Genomic DNA, 19,893 nt, shown 5'->3' on the forward strand with positions numbered 1-19,893 from the left:
TACCGGGCCCCGGAGCACTCGTTCCGGGGCCCTTTTTCCCTTACGTCCTCCTCGCAAAGACCGGGATCCGCAAGGGTTCCGGTCTTTGCCGGAATGACGCAGAATAGCGCAGGGCTAGCGACATGAAGATTCTGCTGATCGAAGACGACCGCGAGGCGGCGAGCTACCTGATCCAGGCGCTCGACGAGGCGGGCCATATCGCCCACCACGCCAGCGACGGCGAAACCGGCTACGCCATGGCGTCGTCGATGGACTACGACGTGCTGGTGGTCGATCGCATGCTGCCGCGCCGCGACGGGCTGTCGATCATCGAAAGCTTGCGCGCCGAGGACAACCAGACGCCGGTCCTGATCCTGTCGGCGCTGGGCGAGGTGGACGACCGGGTGACCGGGCTGCGCGCCGGGGGCGACGACTATCTGGTCAAGCCTTACGCCTTCACTGAACTGCTGGCGCGCATCGAAGTCCTGGCACGGCGTTCGTCGCCGGCCGAGGCGGCGACGAGCTTCGAGGTCGGCGGGCTGGCGCTCGATCGGTTGAGCCGCAAGGTGGAGCGCGACGGCGAGCAGATCCTGCTGCAGCCGCGCGAGTTCCGGCTCCTCGAATACCTGATGAAGAATGCCGGCAAGGTGGTGACCCGCACCATGCTGCTGGAGAATGTCTGGGACTATCACTTCGACCCCCAGACCAATGTCATCGACGTGCACATGTCGCGGCTGCGCGCCAAGATCGACAAGGGCCACGCCAACCCGCTGCTGCACACCATCCGCGGCGCGGGTTACATGATCCGCGACTGACGATGTTCAGGCTCGCCCAGCTCTGGCGCACGACCACCGTGCGCCTCACCGCGCTGTTCATGCTGATCTTCGTGATCTTCGCGGTGGTGCTGCTGGGGCTGATCACCTGGCAGACCTCGGTGCAGCTGCAGCGCCAGCAGACCGACGCGATCGATCGCGAGGTGGGCCAGTTCAAGCGCCTCGACAGCGAAGCGGGTTTCCGGGGCACCATCGTCGCCGTGCAGCGGCTGGCCAGCCAGCCCGGGCCGGGGATCTACTTCCTCGCCGACCCCTCAGGGCAGCTGATCGTCGGCAATGTCACCGACCTGCCCCCCGAAGTGCTGGCCGAGCCCGGCACCTACAGCTTCAACTATTCCAAGCCCCGGCCGTTCGACGATCCGGATGCCGAGGACGCCGCATCGCCGCAGCGCCAGGGCTACGCCATGGTGCGCTCCGAGAAGCTGACCAGCGGGCTGATCCTCGTGGTCGGGCGCGACGTGGTAGAGCGGCGCGGGTTCACCGCCATCGTGCTGCAATGGTTCGCGGTCGGCGCCGGCGGCATCCTGCTGTTCTCGCTGGTGGCCGGCGTCGTGACCGCAGTGCGCGTGCTGCGCCGCATCGACACCATCTCCTCGACCTCCAACAAGATCATGTCCGGCAACCTCAGTGAGCGCGTGCCGGTGACCAAGCGCAACGACGAGTTCGACGCGCTCGCCACCAACCTCAACCTCATGCTCGACCGCATCGAACAGCTGATGCAGGGGATGAAGGAGGTGACGGACAACGTGGCCCACGACCTGAAGACGCCGCTGACTCGGCTGCGCAACAAGGCGGAGTCGGCGCTGCGCGAGGGGCAGGGCGAGGAGACGCGCAAGGAAGCGCTCGAGACCACGATCGAGGAGAGCGACAAGCTCATCAAGACCTTCAACGCGCTGCTGATGATCGCCCGCGCCGAGGCGGGAACGCCCTCGGGGGCGCTGAGCGAGATCGACCTGAGCGCCGTTTTGGTGGACGTCGCCGAGCTCTACGGGCCTCTCGCTGAGGAAGAGGGGCTGACCCTGGAGACCGACATTCCGGACGGAGTGAAGATCAACGGCAACCGCGAGCTGCTGGGGCAGGCGCTGGTCAACCTGATCGAGAACGCGCTGAAATACTACGAGCCGGAAGAGGGCAAGGCCGGGCTGATCAAGGTGAGCCTCAAGCGCGAGCCGGGCAGGGTGCGCATCGAGGTGGCCGACAACGGGCCGGGTATCGCTGCCGAGGACCGGGGCCGGGTGGTCGAGCGCTTCGTGCGGCTGGAAAAAAGCCGGACCGAGGCGGGATCCGGATTGGGGTTGTCGCTGGTGGCGGCAGTGGCGCAACTGCACAAGGGCGAGCTCCGGCTGGAGGACAACGCCCCGGGTGTGCGGGCAGTGATTGATCTGCCGGCCTAATGCGCCCGCGCTGCGAAACTATGCGCAAATTGCTGGCGGCGCGTAAGCAAATGGAGACCGGCACCGTGGCATGAGGCGGCTATGACCACGTTCATAGTCCATCTGCCGGCAACCGATTTTCACCGGCTGTCCATGTTCGACCAGGCATCGGTCGAGCGGGTACATATCCCACAACTCGTCAGCCTGAGGCCGGATCGCAGGATCACGCTTGTCCGCACGACCTTCCGCACGGTCGGCAAGCTGTCCAAGATGTTTCCCGACTGGCAGTTCCAGGCGCTGCTCGGCGGCTAATGCGCCGTCTGTACCGAGGTCTCGCCGATGCCGATGCCGGCGACTTTGCCGCTCTTCAGCACGTAGCCGATGTACTGCGCGATATCGGAGTAGCCGCCCGGGCGGTCGGCGCGGTAGGCGATCTTGCCGCCTGAGGCGGCGCCGAACGTTGCCTTGAGGTCGGCGGTCGAGGCGCCGAGGCCGGGAATGCCGAACGCGGGGACCGCGAAGCCGGCGGGGGCGGCGTCGCAGCCGGCGGCGGGCTTCTTTGCCGCTTCCGCGGCGACCATCATGACGAACTCGAAGCCGCCCAGCGCGTTCGAGATGAACCACACATTGGCGCCCTCGGTGCCATAGCAGAGCCAATCGGCGCGGCCGGCGCCGTCACCCTCATGCTGGATGGTGCCGCCGAAGGCCTTCTGCACATCCTTGAGCTTGGTGCGCTGCAGCTGAACAGTCAGCTTGCCCACGCCGATTGCCTTCACCGGCGGCTTCTCGAGATTGGCCTTGGCGAAGTTGAAGCTGTTGCCGAAGATCGCTTCGCCCATGCCACCCAGGGAGGCGGCGGAAGCGGGGACGACACTCAGGGTGAGGGCGGCGACGAGGGCGGCAAGCTTGCGGGACATCGGGAGCTCATGGGATTTCGCTGGCGCGGGAACATAGCGATGCCGATGGCGAAATCCAGTGACATTTGGGCGGGGCTTGATATCGAACGGGGATGAAAGTCGCGCTCGAAACCCTGCTGTCGTCCGCCCCCTACCTTAGGGATCTCGCCGAACGCCACGCCGACTGGTTCGCCGCGGCGCGGAAACTGTCGCCAGACGTCGCGTTGGCGGCGGTGCTCGATCAGGTGACGAAGGCCGGGCAATCGGCCGCTACCGAGGACGAAATCGGCCGGGAATTGCGCATCGCCAAGGGGCGCGTGGCGCTGCTGGCCGCAGTGTCCGAGGTCGAGGGGCGCTGGACCACGGCGCAATCGACAGCGGCGCTGTCCGACCTCGCCGATGCTGCACTCGATGCGGGACTCGAGGTGCTGCTGCGACTGGCGGCGGCGCGCGGGCTGACCGAAGCGACGGCAGCGAACTGCGGGCTGGCGCTGTTCGCGCTCGGCAAGCACGGCGGGCGCGAGCTCAACTATTCGAGCGACATCGATATCGTGGCGTTCTTCGATCCCGAGAAGGGCGCGGTGACGGAGCGGGGCGAGGAGACGAAGTTCTTCACGCGTATTGTTCAGCGGCTTGCCTCGTTGATGCAGGACCGCACCACGCATGGCTACGTGTTCCGCACCGACCTTCGGCTGCGGCCCGACCCCGGCGCGACGCCGGTTGCGCTGCCGACCGAGGCCGCGCTCGCCTATTACGAGAGCCGTGGGCAGAACTGGGAGCGGGCGGCCTGGATCAAGGCGCGGCCCTGCGCTGGGGATAGGGCGGTTGGAGAGCGGTTCTTGAAGGACCTCGCGCCGTACGTGTGGCGCAAGCACCTCGACTTCGCGACCATCGCCGACATCCAGGCGATGAAGCGCCAGATCAACATCACCAAGAATGTCGGCGATGCGCGCGTGGCCGGGCACAACGTCAAGCTCGGGCTGGGCGGCATCCGCGAGATCGAGTTCTTCACCCAGACGCAGCAACTGATCGCCGGCGGGCGCGACCAGACGCTCAGGGTGCGGCCGACTGCCGAGGCGCTCAAGGCGTTGGCGGCAGTGAACTGGATCTCGAAGCGGGCGGCCACTGACCTCACCCGCATCTACTGGTTCCTGCGCGCGGTAGAGAACCGGCTGCAGATGCTGCGCGACGAGCAGACCCACGTGATGCCCGAAGCGGAGGCCGACATCGCGGTGATCGGCACGCTGATGGGCGAGAAGGATCTGCCAGCGTTCGAAACGGTTTACCGGGCGGCGTTGAATCAGGTTGTGGGCTACTACTCGGACCTGTTCGCCGAGGGCGAGAGCCTTGCGGCGGGTGGCGGCAACCTGGTGTTCACCGGCTCGGACGACGACCCGGAGACCATCGAGACACTGTCGGGGATGGGCTTCAAGCAGCCCTCCAAAGCCATCGAGACGGTGAAGAAGTGGCACTATGGCAGCTACGCCGCGACCCGCGCGTCGGCCGCCCGGGCGCATCTGACCGAGCTGCTGCCGGCGCTGCTCTCGACCATTTCGGGCGCCGGCAACCCGGATGAGGCGCTGGGGCGCTTCGACAACTTCCTGTCCCGGTTGCCCTCTGGCGTGCAGCTCTTCGCGCTGCTGCGCAACCACGAGAACCTCCGCAGCCTCCTCGTCGCGCTGATGGCCTCGGCGCCGCGCATGGCCGACGCCGTGATCCACCGCGCGCATGTGATGGACGGGCTGATCGATCCGGCCTTCGCCGACGACGTGCGGCGGCGCGAGACGCTGCTGGCCAAGATCGAGGCGTTCTTCGCCGACGCGCGCGACTACCAGGACGTGATCGATCGCGCCCGCATCATCGGGCAGGAGCAGATGTTCCTGATCGCGGCGGGGCTGCTCGCCGGCTCGATGGATGCGGCGCGGGCAGGGGAGCAGTTCACGACGCTCGCCGAAGCGCTGCTGACCCGGCTGTTCGACGCAGTGCGGCGCGAGTTCGAAAAGCGCCACGGCGTGGTGCCCGGGGCGCGGGTGGCATTACTGGCCTTCGGCAAGATGGCGAGCCGCGAGATGACGGCACGCTCCGACCTCGATTTCATCATGCTCTATGACGCGAGCGGCGAGGAATCGAACGGCGAAAAGCCGCTGGCGGCGAGCCAGTATTACGCCCGGCTGACGCAGCGGCTGCTGGCGGCGCTGAGCGCCCCGACCTCAGAGGGCGTGCTCTACGAGGCCGACATGCGGCTGCGGCCCTCGGGCAATGCCGGCCCGCTGGCCACCAGCCTCGCCGGCTTCATCCAGTATCACCACGAGAGCGCCTGGACCTGGGAGCACCTGGCGCTGAGCCGGGCGCGCGTGGTCTACGCCGACGGCGAACTCGGCGCCAAAGTGGATGCGACGGTGGCGGAAATCCTGTCGCGGCCGCGGGAGGTGGCAAAGACCATCGACGATGTGCTGGCGATGCGGGCGCTGATGAGCAAGGAACGGCCGCCGCGGCACGCCTTCGACCTGAAGCTGGCGCCGGGCGGACTGGTCGACCTCGAGTTCATCGCCCAATCGGCCCAACTGGTGGCGGGGGACACCGTCGCGACACCCCAGGCCACCACCGGCGTGGTGCTGCGACGGCTGGCCGAGACTGGGCTGGTCCCCGCAGGGCTGCGGCTGGCCGAGATCCTCGAACTCTATTCGACCGTGTTGCAGGTGATGAGCGCCGCGCTGGCCGACCCGTTCAAGGACGAGGGCTGGACCGAAGCCTTCCGCGAACTGCTGGCGCAGCGAACGAACACGCCGAACTTCGAGCGCCTGGCGGCCGATGTGCGCGAGATGGAGGCTGAGGTAAGCGCGGCGGCTGAAGGTTGGTACGCTCGGGCCGAGCGGATGTAGCCCTCACGGGTGCCGGGTAGCGGGCAGGGGAGTGGCCTCCCGTGCCCGCGCCCACAATCATGCCGCGGTGTATGCGACCTCCACGTCCAGCACCCAGGTAACGCCGAAGCGGTCCTTGAGCATGCCGTAGAGCGGCGACCAGCCGGCGGGGGCGAGTTGCTGGAAGATGGTGGCGCCGTCGGAGAGCTTTTCCCAGTAGCGGCTGATCTCGTCGGCGCCGTCGCCGCGGATCGAGACGAAGAACGGGATTTCGCCCGGGTTCCACGACAGGCGCGACGGCACGTCGTAGGCCATGATGCGGAAGCCGCTCTCGGCGGCGACCTGGCCCCACATCACCTGATCGGCCTCTGCCGGGTTCTGTACCGCTCCTGCATCCCTGTAGGTGATCAGTGCCTGATCGCCACCGAAGACGGAGTGGTAGAACGCCAGCGCGGCGCGGGCATCGCCTCGGAAGTTAAGGTGGGTCGTGGCATTGATGGTCATGGTGGCTCCTTCTGTGTTTGGCCTGAAGCTGCTATACGCCACGGCAACTGCCACTTTCTGTCAGTTGGATGATGGCCCGACCCGACCGGCTTTTCCGGCTCCTGCAGGCGATGCGCGTCATGCCCGCGCCGATCACCGCGACCCGTCTCGCCGACGAGATGGGCGTATCGCTGCGCTCGCTCTATCGCGATATCGACAGCCTGCGGGCAGGCGGCGCCCGGATCGAGGGCGAGCGGGGCTATGGCTATCGGCTGATCGAGGACTATGCGCTGCCGCCGCAGACCTTCGATCGGGCGGAAATCGAGGCGCTGGCATTGGGCCTGGCGCAGGTGAAGCTGATGGGCGATCCGGACCTGGCGAAGGCCGCCACCGCGGTGCTGGCCAAGGTCGCGGCGACGCTACCCGATGACGGCGAGCAGCATCTGTTCCACGCAATCTCGCAGGTCTATCGCCCCGAGGTGCGCCATGCCTCGGCCCTCGACATGAACCTGATCCGGCAGGCCTGCTGGCGCGAACAAGCCCTGACCATCCGCTATGCCGATAAGGGCCACGCCGTGACGGAACGCACCATCCTGCCGCTGGCTGTCGTCTACACGGACCGGACGCTGACTGTGCTCGCGTGGTGCTGCCTGCGCGAGGCGTTCCGCATGTTCCGGTCGGACCGGATCACGGAGCTGCGGATGGCGGGGACCAGCTTTCGGCCACGGCGCGCGGCGTTGCTGCGGGACTACCTGACGGAGTTGCGGGCACGCGAAACAGGGCCGGCAACCGCCTGATCTTGCCGATGCCGCTACTTCGGCAGCGCCGCGATGCACTCCTCCAGCGGGCCGCTGGCCTCGTGTGAACCGGAGAGGTCGACGGCGAGCTGGCCGGCGTTGTCCGGCAAGGTCAGGACCAGTGTGCGGGCCAGCTTGATCGGGCCAACGAGCTCCGCCGGCGCTACCTTCGGGGCGACCGTTACCATGCTCAACCCGTCGACAATCTCGACCTTGCCGCTGAGCTCGGTCCACTGCGCCGGCTGGATGTCGAGTGTGAGGCCCTTGAGCGAGGCCGCTGCGGGGATGCTGGCATCGGCGGCGGTGACCTGCAGCCGGGGCGTCAGCTGCCGCAGGTTTTCACCATTGAGCGAACTGAAGACGGTCAGCAGGAACTTCGGCTGCTGCGGGGTGACGGGCGATCGCAGGGTGCAGGTTCCGCCCGCCAGCCATGACGGAGGAGGTGCCTCCTGGGCCATGGCGGCCCCAAGGCCGGCGCAGGTCATGGCGATGGCCGCAAGCAGGGTGTGAGTTGGGCTCATAATAGTCTCCAAATGCAGACAATACGGCAGTGCCCTGTTCCACTATCCTAACGGTTATCCGTCGGTCATGTCGACCAGCGTTGGAAATGACTTCGTCCTCGACGCAAAGCACACCAAACAATCGCAGAATACGCGCGACCAAATCTTCGAGAATTTGTATTGCTGCCGATCTTGCAGGCGGAGATCGCGGTGGGAACTAACCTATGCGGTAAGGACGCCCCTAGGCGGCGTTCGCATTTTCCTCCGCCAGCATCGAGGGAGGTGCCGCATCGAGGATGCGGCACCAGGCGGGATGCACCCGCTACATCACTTGCAGTGGCCCGGGTTGCCTGTGCAGGTGGTAACGGGGTCGTTGCCGAGGTTACCTTGCCCGGTCGTCGTATCCTGCGTCGCCGTGCCGTTGGCGTTTCCCTTAACGTCCTTGGTGGTCACGGGGTACGTACAGGTCGAGTCGGGACCGTTCTTGGTGTAGGTCCCTCCGTCGGCCTCGCACGCGGCCGACGATCCCGACGCCAGGGCGCTGCCGGTGCCGATCGCGAGGCCTCCGCCGAGCAACGTGATCGTAGCCGCCGCGGCCATAAGCATAGTGTATCCACGCATGATTTCTCTCCTTGCTCGTCGCCAGAGCCGATCCACCCACACCGCAAGCAGTCAGCCACCTCTGGCAGTGACCGAAAGCAGAACGCGGTGCAGAATCACGCACGTTCCGCCAATGCAGGACGGCCGAGTCGGTTGGGATGAGAGAAAAAATCTGGGCAATATGCTCTGCAGATAGAGGGTACACAGACGCTCTCGCAGGCGCAGCGAGCCATTCCCCGAATAGGAGACGCACTAACAAGACATACTCAATAGTTGAACACCCTAACCCCGGGCGTCATACGCTGGCATGGCTACATTTTAGCCAAATTGTACTGTGCGCCGACTTATGCCCTATCGCAACAGGCGAGAGATAAAGTGATCACGGGGGCGAACCACACCTTCAGGCGTGTCGCTGACGCTTAAGCCGCCTTCGCGCCTTCCTCGGCCAGCAGCGGCAAGCTCACCGCTACGGTTGTGCCCAGCCCCTGCCGGCTGTCGATGGCGAGGTGGCCACCGCTGAGCTCCGCTATCGCCCGCGCAATCGCAATCCCCAGCCCCGCGCCTTCGCGGTCCCGCGTCAGCGCGGCGTCGCCGAAGACGAACGGCTGCGACAGGGTGTCCAGTCGTTCGGTGGTCATGCCGATGCCTGTGTCGGTGATTTCGAGGACGACGCCGTCGGCGGCGGCGTAGGCGGCAAGGGTGACTTTGCCACCGCGCGGGGTGAAGCGGACGGCGTTTTCGACGAGGTTGGACATCATGCGTTCGATCGCGAAGCGGTCGGCGGTGAGGAGCGCGGTGCAGGGGCCGCCGAGGCCGAAGGTGACGCCCGCCTGCTGCGCCTGGCTGGCAAAGCGGCGGAATACGCCGACCAGCAGTTCGTCGGCGGTGAAGCGGTCGGACTTCAGCTCGCGGCGGCCGCCTTCGAGTTCGGCGAGTTCGAGGATCGAGCCGAAGAAGCCGAGCAGGCGTTCGCCGGAGCTTTTCACGGCCTCGACATAGCTCACGTATTTGGGGTCGCCGAGCGGCCCGTAGGGCTGCTGGCGCAACATGTCCGCGAAGCCGATGATGTGGTTGAGCGGGGTGCGGATGTCGTGGCTGAGATGAGCGAGGAAGCTGGTCTTGGAGCGGCTGGCGGCTTCGGCGCGGAGCTTTTCCTCGTGGTAGCGGCGGGCCAGCAGGCGCTGCTCTTCACGGATCGAGGTGAGCAACTGGTTGGTGCGGCGGCTCTCGGTGACGTCCATCACCAGCGTGACGAAGCCCGAGCCTTCGAGCGGGCGCTCCTCAATGAGGAGGGTGGAGCCGTCCTCGCGGTGGAGTTCGAGCAGTCGGTTCTCCCAGTCCTCGCGGACCGATTGCATGTAGCCGCCCTGGGCGAGGCTCTTGACCACTTCGTGGTAGGCGGAGCCGGAGGGGAGCGCGTCGTGCGCCACGCCGAGCCGCTCGGCGAAGCGGCCATTGCTGGCGATGAGCCGCGCATCGGCACCCCAGCAGGCGACGCCGAAGGGCAGCGTTTCGATCAATGCAGCGTAGCCGCTGGTCGCGGTGCGACCAGTCAAACGGGTGAGCAACCACTCCAGCACGCCGATGGCGGTGCGACGCAGCCAACTGCTTCGTACCACACCGTCAGGCGCACGGAATCGCTTCGCCTCGTCGCCGGATTGCTCCGTCGGCCGCATCAAGTTCTCCGTCTATGTGATTGGGACGACCCAGTGATTTGCCCCGTAGGGGGACTTTGAATCCGCTTCGCCGTCACTGTCCAGAGGGGTTCCTGAACGGGGTGGCGGCGAAGCGCAAAATCGTGAGTCGGCTGAATCACTTAGCGCCGAAGAAAAATTCTTCTAGCGCTAAGGTTCTGTTAACCAGCCAGGGTCCGCTCGAGGATATCGGCGGTGTTGCGGCTGAGGGTGCCGGATTCCTGAAGCGATTTCAGCGCTTTCTCGGCTTCGCTTCGACGTACGGATTCGTAGCTGCGCCATACGCGGAAAGCCGTAAGCACGCGCGCCGCGACCTGCGGGTTGCGCTTGTCGACGTCGCCCACGAACTCGGCGAGGAAGCGGAAACCGGCGCCGTCCTTGCGGGCGAACTGCGTCGGGTTGTTCATGCCGAACGTCGCCATCAGTGCCCGCAGCCGGTTGGGGTTGTTCTGCGGGAAATCCGGCGAGGCAAGGATCGCCTTGATGCGGGTGAGCGCAGCGTCGTCGGAGGCGAGCGCGTTGAGCGACAGCCACTTGTCGAGCACCAGCGGATCGGCGGTGAACTGCCGGTAGAAATCCGACAGCAGTGCATCGGCGTCCGGCGTCCATGACTGGACGACGGTGGAGAGCGCCGACAGCCGGTCGGTCATGTTGAGCGCCCGCTCGTACTGCTCGCGCGCCAGCTGGTCGGCGCCGGTGGCCTTGCCCAGGACGAGCAGGCCGAGCGCCGTGTTCTTCATCGAACGGCGGCCGGTCTGCTGGAAATCCGGCGAGTAGGCGAGGCGGCCGTCATTAGTGAGGTAGACCTTCTCCAGCGTCGGGGCGAGGCGGGCGACCAGTGCCGTCACTAGGCCCGTCCGCACTTCGTGGATGCGGTCGGGATCGACATCGTGGCCGATCTCGCGGGCGATGGTCTGCTCGTTGGGCAGGACGAGCGCCAGCGCCTTATAGGCCGGGTCGAGTTCCTTCGAGGCCAGCGTTTCCTCGAGCGCATCGGCGATGGCCGTAACCTGCGCGTCGCTCCACGCCATGCCGCCGACGGCAGCGACGAGGAGGCGCATCGAGACGTCCTGCAGCGCCTGCCAGCGGTTGAACGGATCGGCATCGTGCCGCGCGAGGAACAGCTGGTCCGCCTCGCTGGCATTGCTGTTGAGCGTCACCGGGGCGGAGAAGCCGCGGAACAGTGACGGCACCGGCCGGTTGGGGATGCCGGTGAAGCTGACGCTGATCTTGTTGGTGTCCATGACGATCAGGTCGTCGCGCACTTCGCCGCCGGAGACCGAAGCCCAGCTCATCGGGCTGCCGTTGGGGCCGATGAGGCCGAACTTGATCGGCAACACCATGGGTTGCTTGTTGTCCTGGCCCGGGGTCGGCTTGTTCTCCTGCACGATGTCGAGCGTGTAGGTCTGCGTCGCCTGGTCGAACCGGTCGGTGACGGTGACCTCAGGGGTGCCGGCCTGCAGGTACCACTGCTGGAAGTGCTGCAGGTTCTGGCCAGAGGAGTCCTCGAACACCTTGATGAAGGCTTCGATGGTTGTCGCCTCGCCGTCATGGCGCTCGAAATAGAGGTCCATCCCCTTGCGGAAGCCGGCCTCGCCGAGCAGCGTCGCCAGCATGCGGACGATCTCGGCGCCCTTCTCGTAGATGGTCGCCGTATAGAAGTTGTTGATCTCCTTGTAGCGATCCGGCCGCGGCGGATGGGCCAGCGGGCCGCCATCCTCGGGGAACTGCGTCTGGCGCAGCTGGCGCACGTCGTCGATGCGGTTCACCGGGCGCGAACGCTCGTCCATCGAGAATTCCTGATCGCGGTAAACCGTCAGGCCTTCCTTGAGGCAGAGCTGGAACCAGTCGCGGCAAGTGATTCTGTCGCCGGTCCAATTGTGGAAATACTCGTGCGCGATGACGCTCTCGATATTGATGTAGTCAGCGTCGGTGGCGCTCTCGGGCTTGGCGAACACCAGCTTGTCGTTGAAGATGTTGAGGCCCTTGTTCTCCATCGCGCCGAAGTTGAAATCGCTGACGGCGACGATGTTGAACACGTCGAGGTCGTATTCGCGGCCGAAGCGGCGCTCGTCCCAGGCCATGGAACGCTTCAGCGAGTCCATGGCGTAAAGGCACTCGTTCTCCTTGCCATGCGTGCAGTAGATGCCGAGTGTCACCTCGCGACCCGACGAGGTCGTGAAGCTGTCATGGATCGAGCCGAGATCGCCGGCGACCATTGCGAACAGGTAGGCCGGCTTCGGGAACGGATCTTCCCACACGGCGAAATGCTTGCCGTCGGGCAGGGCGCCTTTCTCGACCAGGTTGCCGTTGGAGAGGAGGATCGGCGCCAGCACCTGGTCGGCGGTCATCCGCACCTTGAACGGCGCCAGCACGTCGGGACGATCGAGATAGTAGGTGATGCGGCGGAAGCCCTCGGGCTCGCACTGCGTGCACCAGGTGCCGTTGGAGCGATAGAACCCCATCAGGCGGATGTTCTTTTCCGGCTCGACCGCCACTTCGGTCTCGAGCACGAAGCGCTTGGTCGGCGGCTGGTGAATGGTGAGGCCGGTGGCCGTCGCCTCGTAAGCGGTGAGCGCCTGCGGCAGCCCGTCGATGGCGACGCTGCGCAGCGTCAGCTCCTCGCCATCGAGCACCAGCGGCGTGCCCGGCGCGGTATTGGCCCGCGGCACCAGCGTCAGCATCGCCCGGATGACCGAGGTCTCCGGCGCGATCTGGACATCCAGCTCGACCTTCTCGATCGCGTAGGGCGTCTCGGCATAATCCTTGAGAAAGACCGTCTCTTCGTTCTCGCCGCGCATTAAATTCTCCGCAACATCAACTCGTTAACCAACTGTGGCGCAGGCGCAACAGCCGAATCCCATGGTTAGTGTATTCTGTGCGGCTGACAACCAGCCATTTGGACACGATCCTTGCCGATTTCGGCAGTATTGGGATTGGCGCCTGGCTGGCCCGCCAGCACGCACCTCCGTCACGCTATTGGCGCGACGCGTGCGTAATCCAGAATACAGAAGAGGGTAAAGCCCTCGGATGGGCAAGAGCCGCTTGACCTCAACCTATGTTGAGGCCGTAGCCGTGCCGCCATCCTGACTAAGAGGGAGACGGTCGTGTTCGACAAAGTGTTCAAGTGGTTCGAGGATCGGCTCAATCCCTATCCGCTGGGCGAACCCGTGCAGCCGCCAAAGGGCCTCGTCGCGTTCTGCCTGCATTACTGCAAGGGCGCCAAGCGCTGGCTGATCGCCATGGCCGTGCTCGGCGCGGGCGTCGCGCTGGGCGAGATTCTGCTGTTCAGCTTCATGGGCTCGATCATCGATTGGCTCGGCACGGCCGATCGCGCCACCTTCCTCCAGACCGAGGGGTGGAAGCTCGCCCTGATGACGGTGCTGCTGTTGCTGGTGCTGCCGTCGCTGCAGATCTTCGACACGCTGATCATCCACCAGACGCTGATCGGCAACCTGCCGCAGCGCATCCGTTGGATGGCGCACCGGTACCTGCTGCGCCAGTCGATGAGCTACTTCCAGGACGAGTTCGCGGGCCGCATCGGCGCCAAGCTGATGCAGACCGCGCTCGCCGTGCGCGAAGTGGTGATGAAGCTGCTCGACGTCACGGTGTTCGTGGTCGTCTATTTCGCCGGCGCCGTGGTGCTGGCGGCGATGAGCGACCTGTGGCTCGCCGTGCCGTTCCTGGTCTGGCTCGTCGTCTACGTGTCGCTGCTGCGCTACTACGTCCCCCGCCTCGGCAAGGTCGCGGAAGTGCAGGCCGATGCCCGCTCGCTGATGACCGGGCGCATCGTCGACAGCTACACCAACATCGCGACGGTGAAGCTGTTCTCGCATTCGCACCGTGAGGAAGCCTATGCGCATGAGGCCATGGATCAGTTCATGGGCACCGTGCACAAGCAGATGCGGATGTTCGCGCTGCTGCAGATCGTCATCCCGCTGATGAACAACCTGCTGCTGTTCGCGGTGATGGCGGTGGGCATCAACCAGTGGCTGAACGGCTCGATGACGCCGGGCGCGATTGCGGTCGCCACGGCGCTGGTGCTGCGCTTCCAGGGCATGAGCCAGTGGGTCATGTGGGAGATGTCGCAGCTGTTCGAGAACATCGGCATCGTCCGCGATGGCATCAACTCGATCTCGCTGCCGCGCGTCGTCGCCGACCAGCCCGGCGCCAAGCCGATCGGCCCGGTGAAGGGCGACGTTCGTTTCGACGATGTGGGGTTCCACTACGGCAAGGCGTCCGGCGTCATCGATCACCTCGACCTCAAGATCGCGCCTGGCGAGAAGATCGGTCTCGTCGGTCGTTCCGGTGCCGGTAAGTCGACCATCGTCAACCTGCTGCTGCGGTTCTACGACCGCGAGAGCGGGAAGATCACCATCGACGGCACCGACATCGCCACCGTGCAGCAGGATACGCTGCGCGAGCAGATCGGCGTGGTGACGCAGGATACCTCGCTGCTGCACCGCTCGGTGCGCGAGAACATCCTCTATGGCCGCCCCGACGCGACCGAGGAGGAGATGCTCGCGGCGGCGCGGCTGGCCGAAGCCGATGCGTTCATCGAGGGGCTGGTCGATTTCAAGGGCCGCAAGGGCTACGACGCCCATGTCGGCGAGCGCGGCGTGAAGCTGAGCGGCGGGCAGCGGCAGCGTATCGCCATCGCCCGGGTGCTGTTGAAGGACGCGCCGATCCTGGTGCTCGACGAAGCGACGTCGGCGCTGGACTCCGAAGTCGAGGCCGCGATCCAGGGCCAGCTGCAACTGCTGATGCGCAACAAGACGGTGATCGCCATCGCGCACCGCCTCTCGACCATCGCGATGATGGACCGGCTGGTGGTGATCGACGAGGGCAAGATCGTCGAGCAGGGAACGCACGCCGAGCTGATTGCGCTGGGCGGCACCTACGCCAAGCTCTGGGCTCGCCAGTCGGGCGGGTTCCTGGAGATGGACGTGCAGGAGGAGGCGGCTGAGTGATGCTTGCCTCACGCGCGGAATCTCCCTCCCCCTTGCGGGGAGGGTAGCAGAGCAGGACTTGGCCCTGGTCAAGTCCGTTGCGTAGCTGGGTGGGGGGAGCACGACGCTCCGAGCGTGTGGCCACCCCCACCCTTGATCCCTCCCCGCAAGGGGGAGGGAGACGACTGAGAGAATTCGCCTGCCAACTCAACCATCCCAAGGAGGGATCAAATGGAAACTCGTAACTTCATCGGACTCATCGACCTCAGCGCGGGCCCCAATGCCAGCTGGACCAAACTAAAGCGAAAACAATCTGTTAGAGCCCTGACCTGACTCAGTAAGTCGGATACCGGGCTCGGGAAAATGAGTTCAAAATGCTCAACCGAGTCATCGACTGGTTCAATGCCCGTTACTCTCCGGTAGCGCTGGCGAAAAATCCGCAGCCCCCGCAGGGCGTGCGCCAATTCATTACTTACTTCGTTGCCCAGTTCCGTGCGGCGTTCGCGCTGCGCATGGTGCTGGTCGCCATCGGCTCCATCGCCGACGCGATGATGCCGATCTTCGTCGGCCTGATCGTCGGCATGCTGGCGACAACGCCGCCGGGCGAAATGTTCACCCTCAACTGGCAGACCTTCCTCTGGATGATCGCGGTTGTCGTGCTCATCCGGCCGATCACCTTCGTCATCGATACGATGATCCGTAACCACGCGATCGTCCCCAGCCTCGTCAACGTCGTCCGCTGGCAGAGCCACTGGCACGTCATCCGGCAGAGCTGGACTTACTTCCAGAACGACTTCGCCGGCCGCATCGCCAACAAGATCATGCAGGCGGGCGAGGCGATCGAAACGGCGGTCAACCTGGCGATCGACGCGGCCTGGTATGCGGCGGTGTTCGTCGTTGTCGCGATCGTCGTGCTGGCCCGGCTCGACTGGGTGCTGCTGGTGCCGATCGCGGTCTGGATGCTGCTCTATGGCATCCTGTTCACGGTCACCATGCCGCTGATCGCCAAGCATTCCGAGGATCTCTCGGAGGCCAAGTCGGTGATGACCGGGCGTATCGTCGACAGCTACACCAACATCCACACGCTGAAGACGTTCTCGACCGACGGGCACGAGGACAAGTACGTGTCGGACTCGGTGCTGGAGCACACGGTCGAGTTCAGGAAGCTCATGCGGGTGTTCACCTACATGTGGTCGATCCTGTTCATCCTGAACGCCGGCCTTGTGGTGTCGATCACCTGGATCGCGCTGACCGGCTGGAACCAGGGCACGCTGAACGCCGCGGCTGTGGCGACGGCCATCCCCTTCGCACTGCAGATCATGAACATGTCGGGCTGGATCCTCGAGATCGGCTCCAACATCTTCCGCCAGATCGGCACCGTAAAGGACTCGATGGACACCATCGCGCAGCCGATCACCATGATCGACAGCCCGACGGCGCCCAAGCTGCTGGTGAAGGCCGGCGACATCGCCTTCGACAACGTCAGCTTCAACTACTGGCGCGGCAAGGAAGGCACGGTGATGGAGAACTTCAACCTCCACATCAAGCCGGGCGAGAAGGTGGGCCTGGTCGGCCGTTCGGGTGCCGGCAAGTCGACGCTGGTGAACCTGCTGCTGCGTCTGTTCGACGTGGAAGCCGGCACCATCCGCATCGACGGACAGGACGTTCGCGAAGTGACGCAGGAGAGCGTCCGCGCCGCGATCGGCCTCGTCAGCCAGGACACCTCGCTGCTGCATCGCTCGGTGCGCGAGAACATCAAGTACGGCCGCCAGAGTGCGACCGACGAGGAGATGATCCGCGCTGCCGAACAGGCGAAGGTGGCCGACGTGATTGCCGGGTTGAAAGACCCGCGCGACCGCACCGGCTATGACGCCCATGTCGGCGAGCGGGGCGTCAAGCTCTCGGGTGGGCAGCGCCAGCGCGTCGCCATCGCCCGGGTGCTCTTGAAGAACGCCCCGATCCTGGTGCTCGACGAAGCGACTTCGGCACTCGATAGCGAAGTCGAGGCGGCGATCCAGGAGCAGCTGGTGTCGCTGATGGCGGGCAAGACCGTGATCGCCATTGCCCACCGCCTATCGACCATCGCCGCGATGGACCGGCTGGTGGTGCTCGAAAAGGGCCAGATCGTCGAAGAGGGCACACATGCCGAACTGCTGGCCCGTGGCGGGCACTACGCCCAGCTGTGGGAACGCCAGTCCGGCGGGTTCCTGGATATGAAGGCCGAGGCGGAAGCCGCGGAGTAAGAACAGGGGGCGGGCTTCGGTCCGCCCCTCTTTGCACCGGTTCTCCCTCCCCCTCGCGGGGAGGGTAGCGAAGCTGAACTTGGCCGCGAGCCAAGTTCTTAGCGCAGCTAGGGTGGGGGGCCGTCAGTGTGCTATGGCACCTTACCCCGATTTCATGTTTCCTTCGTTTGAATTCAAGCTATTGAGTGTTCAACGAGAACATCAATGAAGCCCCTCGAACCCATTCACCGGCTGTTCGAAAACTGGATCGACCCGTTCGGGAAGTCCGGCGATCTGCGGCCGCCTGCGGTGACGTGGCGGTTCTTCTGGTTCTACATCTCGCAGGCGAAGCTGCCGTTCTTGGCCCTCCTGGTGCTGGGCGGGGCGGTGGCGCTGGTCGAGGCGGCGCTGTTCTACTATGTCGGCCGCATCGTCGATATTCTCGATAGCTCCAACCAGGCCGAAGGCTGGGCCGGGCTGATCGCCGGGTTCGGGCCGGAACTGGTCTGGATGCTGGTGGTGACGCTGGGCATCCGATTCGTCATCACCTGGCTGTCGGCCACGGTAGAAGAGCAGACAGTCAACCTCGGCTTCTACAACCTGGTGCGCTGGCAGGCCTATGCGCATGTGATCCGGCAGAACCTGACCTTCTTCCAGAACGATTTCGCCGGCTCGATCGCGAGCAAGGTCTGGCAGTCAGGCGGCGCAGTCGGCGACTTCATGGTCAGCCTGCTGCAGGTGGTGTGGTTCATCGGCATCTACACCGTGACCACCATCGTCCTGGTCGGCCAACTCGATTGGCGGCTGGCGGCGGCGGTGCTGTTGTGGGTTGCGGCGTTCGCCGGTCTGGCGCGCTACTACGTGCCGCGCATGCGAAAACTCTCGGCCGGAGCGGCGGAGCAGGCCTCGGTGCTGACTGGGCGCATCGTCGACAGCTTCTCCAACATCCAGACGCTGAAGCTGTTCGGCACTGCCGAGACCGACGACAAGTTCGTCAAATCCGGCTTCGAGACCTTCATTGCGGCGATGACCAGGCTGGCGCGGACGCTGGTCGGCGTCCGGACGGCGATGGGCATGCTGTCGGGCGTGGCGATTGCCGGCATCGCGGCGCTATCGGTGCACCTGTGGACCGAGGGGTTGATCAGCGTTGGCGGCGTCGCCTTCACCACCGGCCTGATCCTGAGGCTCTATAACCTGCTCGGCCGGCTGATGAACCAGCTCAACGGCCTGATGCGCAATTACGGCACGGCGCAGAACTCGGCCGAACTGATCGCCCGGCCGCTCGGACTGGTCGATGCGCCGGATGCCAAGCCGTTGGTGGTGACCAAGGCTGCGATCTCGTTCGACCATGTAAGCTTCAAGTACGACAACGCCTTGCCGGTGATCGATGACCTGCAACTCGAGATCAAGGCGGGCGAACGGGTCGGGCTGATTGGCCGCTCCGGGGCGGGCAAATCCACCATCGTCAACCTGCTGCTGCGCTTCTACGACGTGCAGGGCGGCACGATCTCCATCGACGGGCAGGACATCGCGCACGTCACCCAGGAGTCGCTGCGCGCCAATATCGGCGTGGTGACGCAGGACACCTCGCTGCTGCACCGCTCGATCCGCGCCAACCTCACCTATGGCCGGCCGGATGCCACCGACGACGAGATGTTCGCCGCGGCGGCATCGGCAGAGGCCGACGATTTCATCGAGCAACTGATCGACCAGAAGGGCCGCACCGCCTACGACGCCTTCGTCGGGGAACGCGGCGTGAAGCTGAGCGGCGGGCAGCGCCAGCGCGTCGCCATCGCCCGCGTGCTGCTGAAGAATGCGCCGATCCTGGTGCTCGACGAGGCGACCTCGGCGCTCGACAGCGAAGTCGAGGCAGCGATCCAGAGTCAGCTGAAGACGCTGATGGACGGCAAGACCGTGCTGGCGATCGCGCACCGGCTCTCGACCATCGCCGAGATGGACCGGCTGATCGTGCTGGAGCAGGGTCGGATCGTCGAGCAGGGCACGCACGCCGAGCTGCTGGCGACGGGCGGGCACTACGCTTCGCTGTGGGCCCGGCAGTCGGGCGGGTTCCTGGATCTCAAGGCGGCGGAGTAAGGGCCCTCAGCGCCGGATGCGGTAGCGGAGGTGCGTGACGCCGTCGCCCTCGAGCACCCGGACACGTTCCAGTTCGCGCTGCCCGACGCCGAGATGCTCGAACAGGCGCCGGCCGTCGCCGAACAGCACCGGCACCAGGTGGATCTCCAGTTCGTCGAGCAAGCCGGCCTTGATCGCCATGGGGCCAACGCTCGCGCCGTGCACCAGCACGTTCCTGCCGCCGGCAGCCTTCTTGGCCTCGCGCATGGCGTAGGCGAGATCGTCGACGTAGTGGACCAACGGCCACTTGGCTGCCCAGTCGGGAGCAGCGTGGCGGCTGAGGATGTAGATGGGCGCCCCGCCGTGATTGTCGCCGTTCCAACCGCCGGCCGGCTCGAACGTGCCGCGTCCGGCGACCACGGCGCCGGTCGCCATCATCTCATCCCAGACCTGCCGGTTTACCCCGCTCAACCGGGCCAAGGCCGCGTCGAAATCGCCGCCTTCGGCATCGGGGAATATCCACTCGTGCAGCCGGTCGCCGCCGTCGCCAAGGCCGTTGTCGGGGCGCTCGTTGGGGCCGGCGATGAAGCCGTCGAGGGACATGGACATGTAGAGCACGCTCGAAGACATGGG

General features: G+C 65.4%; 15 protein-coding genes. 8 read left to right on the forward strand and 7 right to left on the reverse strand.

All coding sequences use genetic code 11. The features are described 5' to 3' along the window. Positions 1-122: 122 nt before the first annotated feature. The 3 genes from AC1DV8_RS09465 to AC1DV8_RS09475 all read left to right on the forward strand — a co-directional run bounded on the left by AC1DV8_RS09465 (position 123) and on the right by AC1DV8_RS09475 (position 2,497). Positions 123-794 (forward strand): winged helix-turn-helix domain-containing protein, encoded by a 672-nt coding sequence (locus AC1DV8_RS09465; RefSeq protein ID WP_477150221.1) that lies wholly within the window; start codon positions 123-125, stop codon positions 792-794. 2 nt (positions 795-796) lie between these two features. Then, on the forward strand, positions 797-2,206 hold the full coding sequence (locus tag AC1DV8_RS09470; protein WP_477157285.1) for a sensor histidine kinase: 1,410 nt from the start codon (positions 797-799) through the stop codon (positions 2,204-2,206). An 81-nt stretch (positions 2,207-2,287) separates the two neighbouring features. Continuing rightward, positions 2,288-2,497: a hypothetical protein gene (locus AC1DV8_RS09475; protein ID WP_477150223.1), complete on the forward strand. Its 210-nt coding sequence runs from the start codon at positions 2,288-2,290 to the stop codon at positions 2,495-2,497. Here AC1DV8_RS09475 and AC1DV8_RS09480 read toward each other — a convergent pair. Continuing rightward, positions 2,494-3,102: a hypothetical protein gene (locus AC1DV8_RS09480; protein WP_477157286.1), complete on the reverse strand. Its 609-nt coding sequence runs from the start codon at positions 3,100-3,102 to the stop codon at positions 2,494-2,496. The genes AC1DV8_RS09475 and AC1DV8_RS09480 overlap by 4 nt on opposite strands. A gap of 92 nt (positions 3,103-3,194) precedes the next feature. Between AC1DV8_RS09480 and AC1DV8_RS09485 the strand changes: the two genes are divergently transcribed. Continuing rightward, positions 3,195-5,963: a bifunctional [glutamine synthetase] adenylyltransferase/[glutamine synthetase]-adenylyl-L-tyrosine phosphorylase gene (locus tag AC1DV8_RS09485; RefSeq protein WP_477157287.1), complete on the forward strand. Its 2,769-nt coding sequence runs from the start codon at positions 3,195-3,197 to the stop codon at positions 5,961-5,963. Positions 5,964-6,020: 57 nt separating this feature from the next. Here the strand turns inward: AC1DV8_RS09485 and AC1DV8_RS09490 are convergent, their stop codons facing one another. Further along, the gene (locus tag AC1DV8_RS09490) at positions 6,021-6,446 is read right to left on the reverse strand and encodes a VOC family protein (protein ID WP_477157288.1); all 426 of its coding nucleotides are present in this window, start codon (positions 6,444-6,446) and stop codon (positions 6,021-6,023) included. Positions 6,447-6,517: 71 nt separating this feature from the next. Here AC1DV8_RS09490 and AC1DV8_RS09495 point away from each other — a divergent pair, with 71 nt between their 5' ends. Next, a complete protein-coding gene (locus tag AC1DV8_RS09495; RefSeq protein ID WP_477157289.1) occupies positions 6,518-7,222 on the forward strand; it encodes a helix-turn-helix transcriptional regulator in 705 nt (234 codons plus the stop codon). A gap of 14 nt (positions 7,223-7,236) precedes the next feature. Here the strand turns inward: AC1DV8_RS09495 and AC1DV8_RS09500 are convergent, their stop codons facing one another. The 4 genes from AC1DV8_RS09500 to pepN all read right to left on the reverse strand — a co-directional run bounded on the left by AC1DV8_RS09500 (position 7,237) and on the right by pepN (position 12,817). Beyond that, positions 7,237-7,743, reverse strand: a complete 507-nt coding sequence (locus AC1DV8_RS09500; protein ID WP_477157290.1) for a hypothetical protein — start codon at positions 7,741-7,743, stop codon at positions 7,237-7,239. 306 nt (positions 7,744-8,049) lie between these two features. Beyond that, positions 8,050-8,343: a hypothetical protein gene (locus tag AC1DV8_RS09505; protein WP_477157291.1), complete on the reverse strand. Its 294-nt coding sequence runs from the start codon at positions 8,341-8,343 to the stop codon at positions 8,050-8,052. 398 nt (positions 8,344-8,741) lie between these two features. Next, entirely contained in the window at positions 8,742-9,998 is a 1,257-nt protein-coding gene (locus tag AC1DV8_RS09510; protein WP_477157292.1) for a sensor histidine kinase, read from the reverse strand. Between the two features lie 179 nt (positions 9,999-10,177). Next, positions 10,178-12,817, reverse strand: coding sequence for an aminopeptidase N (pepN, locus tag AC1DV8_RS09515; protein ID WP_477157293.1), 2,640 nt, complete (start codon positions 12,815-12,817; stop codon positions 10,178-10,180). Positions 12,818-13,135: 318 nt separating this feature from the next. Between pepN and AC1DV8_RS09520 the strand changes: the two genes are divergently transcribed. The 3 genes from AC1DV8_RS09520 (at position 13,136) to AC1DV8_RS09530 (ending at position 19,281) form a co-directional block, all read left to right on the forward strand. Then, on the forward strand, positions 13,136-14,986 hold the full coding sequence (locus tag AC1DV8_RS09520) for an ABC transporter ATP-binding protein (protein ID WP_477157378.1): 1,851 nt from the start codon (positions 13,136-13,138) through the stop codon (positions 14,984-14,986). Positions 14,987-15,339: 353 nt separating this feature from the next. Then, positions 15,340-17,208 (forward strand): ABC transporter ATP-binding protein, encoded by a 1,869-nt coding sequence (locus tag AC1DV8_RS09525; protein WP_477150232.1) that lies wholly within the window; start codon positions 15,340-15,342, stop codon positions 17,206-17,208. 204 nt (positions 17,209-17,412) lie between these two features. Next, positions 17,413-19,281, forward strand: a complete 1,869-nt coding sequence (locus tag AC1DV8_RS09530; RefSeq protein ID WP_477157294.1) for an ABC transporter ATP-binding protein — start codon at positions 17,413-17,415, stop codon at positions 19,279-19,281. Positions 19,282-19,287: 6 nt separating this feature from the next. On the opposite strand, the gene AC1DV8_RS09535 is transcribed toward AC1DV8_RS09530, so the two are convergent. After that, positions 19,288-19,890: a dihydrofolate reductase family protein gene (locus tag AC1DV8_RS09535; protein ID WP_477157295.1), complete on the reverse strand. Its 603-nt coding sequence runs from the start codon at positions 19,888-19,890 to the stop codon at positions 19,288-19,290. Positions 19,891-19,893 lie beyond the last annotated feature (3 nt).

It is taken from the genome of Devosia sp. P3_B2, assembly GCF_056402875.1.